We start from the raw sequence: 10,308 nt of genomic DNA on the forward strand, positions 1-10,308 counted from the left end.
CACGCGAACGTTGCGCATAAATGCGCTTAAAATGCCCCTGCCATATAGGTTTTCATCGTTTCCCCGACTGGCGACAGTGGAAATGTCCAGAGACCGGCAGCGCCAAGTGCAATGCCGTAGGGAATGCCCACATCCTTGCGGGCGAGTGTTCCCAAGAAGGCATAGCGATCCGCCAGAAGCGGACGGGGGATCATCCTGTAGAGGATGATCGTGAGTGTCAGCACGCCGCCCAGGATCGAAACCATCACAATATAATCCATGAGGCTGGCATTGGGACCGAACCACAAGGCCGTCGCCGCAATGAGCTTGGCGTCACCACCACCCATGGCGCGCAGGCAAAAGAGCGAAAAGGTGATGATGAGTACGATACCGCCGACAGCCAGATGCCAGCCATAGTCTGCGAGGGAAATTCCGCAGAACGGTGCGAGCAGGACAAAGCCCAGGGTCAGTCCGATGGAAACGCGGTTGCGGATGGTCATCGAGGTCAAGTCGGTGATCATGGCCGTCACCATTGCCAGAGCAAAGATTGCCGTCATGGCTGCTGCTGTCATTGCCGATCCCCCCGCGTCGCCTGTCATCCCATCATTTGGTCACCGTTTGCACGGAGTTGCGCTTTGATGATTAGCGGTTCGTCGCCTGTTCGAACTGTATGGCCGTGTCATTGAATTTTTCGCCGACATTACCGGCCACGAGCGCGACACCGCTGATGATCATTATGGAAACGAGTGTGCCGATCAGCGCATATTCGATTGCTGTCGAACCGGCCCTGTTCTTCATGAAGCGCGTCATCAATGTCGGCATCACATGCTCCTCGCTGTTCCGATCGCGCTGGTTTTTGGAAACGCGCTCTAGTTTCGGATGAGCTGAAGCATAAGAGAGAGGAATTGTGGCCCTCTTAACAATCAGGGTTAATGAAGTGTAACGGCGCTTTCCGGATCACTGCAATCGCACGATTGGTTAATCTTTGGCGAATTGTGAACGCGGTCTGCACGGAAGGGTAGCGACTTAATTCTTCCTTCACCAATCCCCTTCATTCTTTGCTCATTATATTGATGGGGTTCCATTCGCTGAGCCCACTATATCTGCGGGGGAATGTCGCGTGACGCGTCGATTGTTTGCTTTGGGTGGCTTCGGCATGGTGTCCGCCATGGGCCTTGCGTTCATGACGGTCTTTGCGGCCATACCGGCGTCTGCGGAAGACTACATTGCTCTTGAAACAAGCCAGGCGCGCATCTTGCGGCTCGCGCGGCCAGCCGACAGTGTCGTGATCGGAAATCCGTCGATTGCCGATGCCGTCGTTCAGGATGCACAGACTATTGTTCTGACTGGCAAGGATTTTGGCGTCACCAATATTGTCGTCATGGACAAGCAGGGCGAACCGATCCTCGACCGTGAGCTGGTGGTTTCCCGCAATGCACGCGGCACGACGCGAATTTACCGGCAGGCCGAAGTGCAAACGCTTTCCTGTACGCCTTACTGCGAAAAAGCCTCAACGAAGAACGGCTTCGACGACAAGTAACGCTATTCAGTCGTGAGTCCCTGTTCCGTTAATACTCTTTCAGGTTGTCCTGTTGTAACGATACTCCCAATGGAATTCATGTGAAGTTGGGTGGGGTTATGACTTTCCGGATTTTGGCGCTTGGCCTTGCAGGGGTGAGCGCGAACTTACGCCGTTTTGCCCGTGCACAACATGGTGTGGCGGCGGTGGAGTTCGCGTTGCTCATCGTTCCGTTCCTGATCATCATCTTTGCGACGATCGAAATCGGTATGAGTTTTGTGGCGCGTCAGGTCATATCCAATGCGACAGAGACTGTTGCACGCCGATTGCAGACGGGGCAGATCAGAGGGGCTCAAATCAGCGAAGGAACCCTGCGCACCGAACTCTGTCAGCAGATGCAGTTTATGGTCGCGCAAGGCTGTCCCAATCTTTCGCTCAATCTGGGAACCTACGAAGGCTTCGACAAGGTTCCGATTGACCAGATTCTCGACGGTGAGGGCAAGCTCACGCGGACAGGTATTATCGGGACCAGTGGAACCTCGACGATCAATCAGCTCAACGTGGTTTATGCGTGGCCCGTGCTGACAAACATCCTTTATCTGATCGAAAATCCACATGCTGCAGGGGGCACCATGCCGCTCTTTGCGACCCTCACCTGGCAGAACGAACCCTTCCCGAACTAAAACAACTGATGTGCGTTCCGAAAATCGCCTCGCACTTTTCGGAATGCATTCTGGAGCGATCGATTGCCATGCGTACTTGTCTTCGAAAATTCCTGAATGATAGACGCGGATTGGGTGCGGTTGAATTCGCACTGATCGCGCCCGTCCTGCTTCTGATTTATCTGGGCTCTGTTGATCTGGCTGACGGGGTCGACACGAACAAGAAAGTGTCGCGCTCGGCGAGCAGCCTCGCTGATCTGGTTGCCCGCCAATTGTCGGTCACGAAGAATGATCTGAACGATATGTTCAACATCAGTCGCGCGTCACTGCTGCCCTATGGTCGGAGCACACCGAAGATAAGGATCACCGCAATCAGGATTGACGGAACGGCGAGGGCCAGCAACCTGACACCGGAGGTCGATTGGTCCTATGCCAACATTGCGGATTTTGCCGCCAAGAAGGGGGATGTCGGCGATATTCCGTCAAGCCTTCTGGATGAAGGATCGTATTTCATCAAAGTCGACGTCGAACTCGACTACAGGCCGCTCAATGCATGGATTTCCACGAGCATTCCGATGAGCGAAACCTATTATCTGGCGCCCCGCTATACGAACACGCTTCCCTGTACCAATTGCTGAACATCTTGGCATTGCGGACAAAACTGAACATATAAGGGCAAAGCCAATGCATGGCTCTTGTTCAGGATCAGTTTTCTATGCCCGAATTGCCAGAAGTCGAAACGGTTCGCCGTGGTCTGCAGCCCGTCATGGAGGGCGCGACCGTCAGCCAAGTCGAACAACGACGCCCGGACTTGCGCTTTCCCTTTCCCGACCACTTTGTCGAACGGCTTTCCGGTCGGCGCATTTCGGCGCTTGGACGTCGCGCGAAATATCTGACGATCCATCTCGATGACGGCCTATCCGTCATCAGCCATCTTGGCATGTCGGGTTCGTTTCGCATCGAGACTGATGATGACGGCGGCACGCCCGGCGAATTCCATCATGAGCGCTCCAAGCTGAGTGCGCATGACCATGTCGTGTTTCATCTTCTGCGGGCCGATGGCGCTCCGGCCCGTATCGTCTACAACGATCCGCGTCGCTTCGGCTTCATGCTTTTTGCGGAAGAAGGCACGCTCGATAGTCACCCGCTGCTGGCAAGCCTCGGCATAGAGCCGACAGGCAATCTGCTCTCGGGCACCATTCTGGCCGAACTCTTCAAGGGGCGTCGGACGCCGCTCAAGGCGGCGCTGCTCGATCAGCGGCTGATAGCTGGTCTTGGTAATATCTATGTTTGCGAGGCGCTCTGGCGTAGCCACCTGTCGCCCATGCAGACAGCCGGGTCTGTTGCGCAGAATCCCGCAATCATGGAGCAATTGGCTGCCGATATCCGCACAGTGATCGCGGAAGCCATTGCCGCAGGCGGTTCAACCCTCAAGGACTATATTCAGGCAGATGGCGCGCTTGGCTATTTCCAACACTCCTTCTCCGTCTATGGGCGCGAGGGCGAGCCATGCAAAAACCCTGCCTGCAACGGCATTGTGGAACGGGCGGTACAGTCGGGACGTTCAACTTTTTTCTGTGCCTCCTGCCAGCAATGAGGCCTTGAAAAAGAAGTGACGCCGGTCCACTTTGCCCGCCAACCAGCGAGAGCGCATCCCGAAAAGTGTGAAACGGTTTTCGGACAAGATGCGCGGTTCAAACCGAAAAGATAGAGCATTTCCCGTGATTCAGGAAAAACAGGAAACGCTTGATCTGCCCGAAGGAGGAGTTCAATCCATGGCCTATGAAACGATCATCGTCGAGACACGTGGCGGCGTTGGCCTCATCCGCCTCAACCGCCCGCAGGCGCTCAATGCCTTGAACCGCAAGGTTCTCGACGAATTGACGGAAGCTCTCGGCGCTTTCGATACGGACGGCAAGATCGGCGCTATCGTCCTCACCGGTTCCGAAAAGGCCTTCGCTGCCGGTGCCGACATCAAGGAAATGCAGCCGATCGATTTCGTGGATGCCTATCTTCAGGACATGTTTGCTGACTGGCAGAAAGTGGATCGGGTCCGCAAGCCGATCATCGCGGCGGTTTCGGGCTATGCGCTGGGCGGCGGCTGCGAACTCGCCATGATGTGCGATTTCATCATCGCGGGCAGCAACGCAAAATTCGGCCAGCCGGAAATCACGCTCGGCGTCATGCCCGGCATGGGCGGCTCGCAGCGTCTCACGCGCTATGTCGGCAAGTCCAAGGCGATGGATATGTGCCTCACCGGGCGCATGATGGATGCGGCGGAAGCAGAACGCAGCGGTCTCGTCTCGCGCGTCGTTGCGCCGGAAGAGCTTCTTGACGAAGCGCTGAAGGCGGCAGAACGCATTGCATCCTTCTCACGTCCGTCTGTGCTGATGGTCAAGGAAGCGGTCAATCGTACCTACGAAATGACGCTGAGCGAAGGACTCCGCTTCGAGCGGCGCCAGTTCCATTCGCTGTTTGCGACGGAAGACCAGAAGGAAGGCATGGCAGCCTTCATCGACAAGCGTACGCCGTCGTTCAAGAATCGCTAAAGCTTGTCTCCCTAAAGTGGGAACCGGTTTCGGGATAAAGACATGCTTGAAAAGACAAATAGATAGAGCAGTTTCAATGACTCGGTTTTAGTCGGAACCGCCCCAATTGATCGGCTGGTGGTCGAGTGACTGCCCTGACAAGAGCATCATGGAAGCCTTCCGGTCGCTTTCGGCAGGCTTTCAGGCCGGGTTTGCGGCTTTTTGATCGAGCTTTGGGGCAGAATCCACGTTGACGCCGCGCCAAAGCTGATCTATAAGCCCGCCACGGATCGGCGGCCCCCAGGGATCTTCAAGGGATTTTCTCGGCTGCCCTAGAGGTTTTGTGCCCGGCGGTTTTTGCCCCTGGCTAGCTGACAGAAAAAAGAGAGGCATTTATGGCCAATACTCCTTCGGCCAAGAAGGCAGTGCGCAAGATCGCTGCCCGCACCGAAATCAACAAGTCCCGCCGTTCGCGCGTTCGTACCTTCGTGCGCAAGCTGGAAGACGCTCTGCTGAGCGGCGACAAGCAGGCTGCAGAAGTCGCATTCAAGGCTGCTGAGCCTGAACTGATGCGCGCTGCTTCCAAGGGCGTGATGCACAAGAATACCGCCTCGCGTAAGGTGTCTCGCCTTGCTCAGCGCGTTAAGGCTCTGAACGCCTAAGCATTCATCCATTTTTATGGAATGTTTTCGAAACCCGGCTCATTGTTAGCCGGGTTTTCTTTTTTGAGCGTTTCTCAGAACACTGGCATTCTTTCATACCACCCTGAATTGTAGAGATTTTTCAATGCCTAGCTGGAATATTTCAGAGAGCGGTTAATCTCGCATGAGGCTATTTAAGTAGTATTTTCAAATGGTTGTGGATTATTATCCACTGTTATCCACAGGCGGGTTTAGGGACTCGGAAGGGGGTTTGAGTCAAGGAATATTTTTAAATTTATTTTTAGGAAGAACATATCAAGATCACCTAAAAATTGCCCCACGAAAACACATTGAATCCAAAGGTGTTATTTCGCTGGCGTCCGATTCCCTACTTTTGTCGAGTCCCCCTGCAAGGGCTTTCAGCAAAAAAATGTGGCTTTCTGAGGCTTGCCCTTTGCTGCGAGGCTTCGCTAAAGTCAGGGCATAAGAGGGGTGGGCCACCGGCCCGGAGTTAGCATCAAATAGCGAGTTTGTCGGCGTGGGCATCACAGCCCGCGGGTGTTATATTCTGGTCGTAAGGTCCTGTTCCTCATGGTTGTTTGCTTACCGTTCGTTAACCGGAATGCCGTTTTAGGCATGTCCCCGACAATTGAATGGTTGTGGCGGATTTCTTTCCGGGCAATCAGCCTCCGGTAAAAGTGTTGTGAGTCGTAAAAAGGTCGCCGGGAAGGAGTATCCGGGTGTTGGTCCTGATGGGACCGTTTGAGTTTGTGTTTGGCCCAGAGCTGTAGAGCCGGGCTTTATGAGTGAGTACCTACCAGGCCAGACGGATAAAAAATCCGCGGTTCGGACAGGAAAAAATGACAAGCGCCAAAAAACGGCGCGTACGAATGTGAAGGCAGGCGAGACGATGGCAATGATGACCGGCAAATCGACGGCAACGATGGGTGATGATGCACATGCGAACCGTATCCATGGATCTTCTGCTACCGGAAATGAAAAGAGCCTGGTCGAGTTGAGCGGCAATGCAGGTGACGAGGTTTTCGAGCGCCTTACGGCAAAGCTGAAAGCCCGCGTCGGCACCGAGATTTATTCCAGCTGGTTCGGTCGTCTGAAGCTCGACGATATCTCCAAGAGCATTGTCCGCCTGTCGGTTCCGACAGCATTTTTGCGCTCCTGGATCAACAATCACTATTCTGAACTGCTGACCGAGCTGTGGCAGGAAGAAAACCCGCAAATCCTGAAAGTTGAAGTCGTGGTTCGCGGTGTAAGCCGCGTGGTGCGCAGCGCAGCTCCAGTGGAAGCCTGCGAAGCAGTTGAAACCAAGCCTGCTGTGGCTCCGCGCGAAAAGATGGTGTTTCCCGTTGGACAGTCGCTCGGTGAGAAGCGCGGTTCTGCAGTCGTTGCAGAATCGGCATCGGGTTCCGTTCTGGGTTCGCCGCTCGACCCGCGCTATACGTTCGACAGCTTTGTCGATGGCGCATCGAATCGCGTGGCCCTTGCCGCCGCCCGCACCATTGCGGAAGCCGGTTCCAGCGCGGTGCGTTTCAATCCGCTTTTCATCCATGCTTCCGTCGGCCTCGGCAAGACGCATCTTCTTCAGGCCATTGCCGCGGCAGCGTTGCAGCGTCAGGAAAAGGCCCGCGTTGTCTATCTGACAGCTGAGTATTTCATGTGGCGCTTTGCCACCGCGATCCGCGACAACAATGCGCTGTCCTTCAAGGAACAGCTGCGCGATATCGACCTTCTCGTCATCGACGACATGCAGTTCCTGCAGGGCAAGTCGATCCAGCATGAGTTCTGCCACCTCCTGAACACGCTGCTCGACAGCGCCAAGCAGGTCGTTGTCGCTGCTGACCGTGCGCCGTCCGAACTGGAATCGCTCGATGTGCGCGTTCGTTCGCGTCTTCAGGGTGGCGTTGCGCTCGAAGTGGCGGCCCCTGATTACGACATGCGTGTCGAGATGCTGCGCCGTCGTCTCGCCGTCGCGCAGGCAGAAGATTCGAGCCTGAACATTGGTGAAGAGATTCTCTCCCACGTTGCCCGCACGGTCACCGGATCGGGCCGCGAACTGGAAGGTGCTTTCAACCAGCTTCTGTTCCGTCAGTCCTTCGAGCCGAACATCTCCATCGACCGCGTCGATGAGCTGCTCGGTCATCTGACCCGCGTTGGCGAACCGAAGCGTATCCGCATCGAGGAAATCCAGCGCATCGTGGCGCGTCACTACAATGTCTCGAAGCAGGACCTGCTGTCGAACCGCCGCACGCGCACCATCGTCAAGCCGCGTCAGGTGGCAATGTATCTCGCCAAGATGATGACGCCGCGTTCTCTGCCGGAAATCGGCCGCCGCTTCGGCGGACGCGATCATACGACCGTGCTGCACGCCGTGCGCAAGATCGAAGATCTGGTTGGCGCCGACACCAAGCTGGCGCAGGAACTGGAGCTTCTGAAGCGCCTCATCAACGATCAGGCGGCCTGATTACAGTAGCTTCCCCGCTATCAATCGCGGTTATCAACAAAAAGCCCGGGCCCTGTCGCTTTCCGACATGGCGCGGGCTTGCTTTTCTCCTTAAAAATCTGCCACTTTAACGGACCTTCTGGCGCCCCTGGCGCCTTATCGACAGGGGCCGCCTGCCTGCCCGTCAGATGCAGTTGTCCTGTCCCAGCGAGCGAGTGCGTTTGAACATGCGTGTTACCCTAGAGCGATCGAACCTTCTCAAATCTCTCAACCACGTCCATCGCGTCGTGGAGCGTCGCAACACGATACCGATTTTGTCGAACGTGCTTTTGCAGGCTGAGGGCGCAAGTCTCGCACTCAAGGCGACCGACCTTGATCTTGAGGTCAACGAAGCGACAGCCGCCATGGTGGAACAGGCAGGCGCTACGACGGTTCCGGCACATCTTCTCTATGACATCGTCCGCAAGCTGCCGGATGGCGCTGAAGTCATGCTGTCGACCAATCCGGATGGTGGTTCCATTTCGGTCATTTCCGGCAAGTCGTCTTTCCGCCTCCAGTGCCTGCCGCAGTCCGATTTCCCGGAACTGACCGCTGGGGCATTTACCCATTCCTTCCGGATCGAGGCGCAGGCTCTGAAGCGTCTCATTGACCGCACGCAGTTTGCGATTTCGACGGAAGAAACCCGCTATTACCTCAATGGCATTTTCTTTCACGCCATCGAAAGCGAGGGTGCCCTGAAGCTGCGCGCTGTCGCGACCGACGGTCACCGTCTGGCGCGCGCCGAGCTGGAAGCACCGTCCGGCACGGAAGGCATGCCGGGCATCATCATCCCGCGCAAAACGGTTGCCGAACTGCAGAAGCTGGTCGATGTGCCGGATGTGGTCGTTACTGTTGAACTGTCGGACGCCAAGATTCGCTTCACGGTTGGATCGGTGGTCCTCACCTCGAAGCTGATCGACGGAACCTTCCCGGATTACCAGCGCGTGATTCCGTCTGGCAACGACAAGAAGCTCACCATCGGACGCCAGGAATTTGCGGCCTCCGTGGATCGTGTCTCGACCATTTCGAGCGAACGTGGCCGCGCGGTGAAGCTTTCAATCGCCGATGGCCAACTGACGCTCACCGTCAACAATCCCGATTCCGGCAGTGCAACTGACGAGCTTGCGGCGGACTATGACGCCGATCCGCTCGATATCGGGTTCAACTCGAAATACCTGCTCGACATTACGAGCCAGCTTTCGGGTTCGGACGCGGTCTTCATGCTGGCCGATGCAGGTTCGCCGACGCTGGTGCGCGACACCGGCGATGAAGACGTATTGTACGTCCTGATGCCTATGCGTGTTTAAAGAACAGAAAAGTGAATACGCCTGAGCCTAATCAAAGCCGCCCGGAACGTGTTTCGATCCGGCGGCTCAAGCTTGTGAATTTCCGCAATTATGCGGAACTATCACTGCCGCTTGGGCCCGGCCATGTCGTGCTGACTGGCGAAAATGGTTCCGGCAAGACCAATCTGATCGAAGCAATTTCCTTTCTGTCGCCGGGACGCGGCCTGCGCCGTGCTGCTTATGACGATGTTGCCCGCGCAAATTCGCTTGATGGCTTTGCCATTCATGCCGCGCTTGACTGTATGATCTATGGCGAAGCTGAAATCGGCACCGGCACAGCAGGCGGCGGCGAGGGGGGGCGCAAGGTACGTATCAACGGGATTGCGGGTTCCGGCGACGACATGCTCGACTATGCGCGCATCCTTTGGGTGGTGCCGTCGATGGATGGGCTTTTCACCGGAGGCGCTTCTGATCGCCGGCGTTTCCTCGACCGTATGGTGCTTGCTATCGATACCGCTCACGGCAAGCGCGTGCTCGATTACGAAAAAGCGATGCGCAGCCGCAACCGCTTGCTGAACGATGGCAGTAATGACGACCAATGGCTGGATGCGATCGAAAGCCAGATGGCGGAGCTAGGCACGGCCATTGCTGCTGCGCGCGCCGAAGCCATGCGCCTGATTGCGGCGATGATCGAACGGCTGCCTGTCGAAGGACCGTTTCCAAAGGCCGATTGCTTTCTGGAAGGGACATTGGAGCAGAGAATCAATGTCGAGGCGGCGCTTGATCTCGAAGAAGACTTTCGCCGTACCCTGCGCGATGGCCGCGCGAGAGACCGGGCGGCAGGCCGCACGCTTGAAGGCCCGCATCGTACCGATCTGATCGTCCAGCACAGACCCAAATCCATGCCAGCCGCGCTCTGTTCCACGGGCGAACAAAAGGCGCTTTTGATCGGTCTCGTGCTTGCCCATGCCCGACTGACGGCAGAGCTTTCCGGTATGGCTCCGATTCTCCTGCTCGATGAAATCGCCGCGCATCTCGATACAGGTCGCCGCGCCGCGCTCTTTGGCATCCTTGATGAGCTTGGCGGACAGGCCTTCATGACGGGCACGGATCGCGCGCTTTTTGAAGCGCTTGAAGGGGAAGCGCAATTCTTCAATGTCTCTGCCGGTCATCTCACCAGGCTGTCTGACACCTGA

At 56.3% G+C, this 10,308-nt stretch carries 11 protein-coding genes; 9 read left to right on the forward strand and 2 right to left on the reverse strand.

Features of this window, described 5'->3' with window-relative positions; all coding sequences use genetic code 11:
* Window positions 1-26: 26 nt before the first annotated feature.
* Together KWJ32_RS06210 and KWJ32_RS06215 are read right to left on the reverse strand one after the other, a co-directional pair.
* Window positions 27-551 (reverse strand): prepilin peptidase, encoded by a 525-nt coding sequence (locus KWJ32_RS06210; RefSeq protein ID WP_012090972.1) that lies wholly within the window; start codon window positions 549-551, stop codon window positions 27-29.
* 70 nt (window positions 552-621) lie between these two features.
* A complete protein-coding gene (locus tag KWJ32_RS06215) occupies window positions 622-801 on the reverse strand; it encodes a Flp family type IVb pilin (protein WP_010657803.1) in 180 nt (59 codons plus the stop codon).
* A gap of 298 nt (window positions 802-1,099) precedes the next feature.
* Between KWJ32_RS06215 and KWJ32_RS06220 the strand changes: the two genes are divergently transcribed.
* The 9 genes from KWJ32_RS06220 to recF all read left to right on the forward strand — a co-directional run bounded on the left by KWJ32_RS06220 (window position 1,100) and on the right by recF (window position 10,308).
* Window positions 1,100-1,519, forward strand: coding sequence for a pilus assembly protein N-terminal domain-containing protein (locus tag KWJ32_RS06220; RefSeq protein ID WP_012090970.1), 420 nt, complete (start codon window positions 1,100-1,102; stop codon window positions 1,517-1,519).
* 98 nt (window positions 1,520-1,617) lie between these two features.
* Window positions 1,618-2,181: a TadE/TadG family type IV pilus assembly protein gene (locus KWJ32_RS06225; RefSeq protein ID WP_012090969.1), complete on the forward strand. Its 564-nt coding sequence runs from the start codon at window positions 1,618-1,620 to the stop codon at window positions 2,179-2,181.
* A gap of 68 nt (window positions 2,182-2,249) precedes the next feature.
* Window positions 2,250-2,798 (forward strand): TadE/TadG family type IV pilus assembly protein, encoded by a 549-nt coding sequence (locus KWJ32_RS06230; protein ID WP_012090968.1) that lies wholly within the window; start codon window positions 2,250-2,252, stop codon window positions 2,796-2,798.
* A 77-nt stretch (window positions 2,799-2,875) separates the two neighbouring features.
* A complete protein-coding gene (mutM, locus tag KWJ32_RS06235; RefSeq protein ID WP_040130028.1) occupies window positions 2,876-3,757 on the forward strand; it encodes a bifunctional DNA-formamidopyrimidine glycosylase/DNA-(apurinic or apyrimidinic site) lyase in 882 nt (293 codons plus the stop codon).
* Window positions 3,758-3,935: 178 nt separating this feature from the next.
* Window positions 3,936-4,709 (forward strand): enoyl-CoA hydratase, encoded by a 774-nt coding sequence (locus KWJ32_RS06240; RefSeq protein ID WP_010657808.1) that lies wholly within the window; start codon window positions 3,936-3,938, stop codon window positions 4,707-4,709.
* Window positions 4,710-5,083: 374 nt separating this feature from the next.
* Window positions 5,084-5,350 (forward strand): 30S ribosomal protein S20, encoded by a 267-nt coding sequence (rpsT, locus tag KWJ32_RS06245; RefSeq protein WP_010657809.1) that lies wholly within the window; start codon window positions 5,084-5,086, stop codon window positions 5,348-5,350.
* 895 nt (window positions 5,351-6,245) lie between these two features.
* The gene (gene dnaA / locus KWJ32_RS06250) at window positions 6,246-7,808 is read left to right on the forward strand and encodes a chromosomal replication initiator protein DnaA (protein ID WP_011982245.1); all 1,563 of its coding nucleotides are present in this window, start codon (window positions 6,246-6,248) and stop codon (window positions 7,806-7,808) included.
* A 206-nt stretch (window positions 7,809-8,014) separates the two neighbouring features.
* Entirely contained in the window at window positions 8,015-9,133 is a 1,119-nt protein-coding gene (dnaN, locus tag KWJ32_RS06255) for a DNA polymerase III subunit beta (RefSeq protein WP_040129048.1), read from the forward strand.
* A gap of 11 nt (window positions 9,134-9,144) precedes the next feature.
* Window positions 9,145-10,308, forward strand: coding sequence for a DNA replication/repair protein RecF (gene recF, locus KWJ32_RS06260; protein WP_011982247.1), 1,164 nt, complete (start codon window positions 9,145-9,147; stop codon window positions 10,306-10,308).

The sequence above is a fragment of the Ochrobactrum sp. BTU2 genome (genome assembly GCF_024539785.1).
Classification (GTDB): Bacteria; Pseudomonadota; Alphaproteobacteria; order Rhizobiales; family Rhizobiaceae; genus Brucella; species Brucella anthropi.

Excerpts from the sequence above, each read along its gene's own strand:
- KWJ32_RS06210 (WP_012090972.1), bottom strand. The coding sequence starts at position 551 with ATGACAGCAGCAGCCATGACGGCAATCTTTGCTCTGGCAATGGTGACG.
- KWJ32_RS06215 (WP_010657803.1), bottom strand. The coding sequence starts at position 801 with ATGCCGACATTGATGACGCGCTTCATGAAGAACAGGGCCGGTTCGACA.
- KWJ32_RS06225 (WP_012090969.1), top strand. The coding sequence starts at position 1,618 with ATGACTTTCCGGATTTTGGCGCTTGGCCTTGCAGGGGTGAGCGCGAAC.
- KWJ32_RS06230 (WP_012090968.1), top strand. The coding sequence starts at position 2,250 with ATGCGTACTTGTCTTCGAAAATTCCTGAATGATAGACGCGGATTGGGT.
- mutM (WP_040130028.1), top strand. The coding sequence starts at position 2,876 with ATGCCCGAATTGCCAGAAGTCGAAACGGTTCGCCGTGGTCTGCAGCCC.
- KWJ32_RS06240 (WP_010657808.1), top strand. The coding sequence starts at position 3,936 with ATGGCCTATGAAACGATCATCGTCGAGACACGTGGCGGCGTTGGCCTC.
- rpsT (WP_010657809.1), top strand. The coding sequence starts at position 5,084 with ATGGCCAATACTCCTTCGGCCAAGAAGGCAGTGCGCAAGATCGCTGCC.
- dnaA (WP_011982245.1), top strand. The coding sequence starts at position 6,246 with ATGATGACCGGCAAATCGACGGCAACGATGGGTGATGATGCACATGCG.
- dnaN (WP_040129048.1), top strand. The coding sequence starts at position 8,015 with ATGCGTGTTACCCTAGAGCGATCGAACCTTCTCAAATCTCTCAACCAC.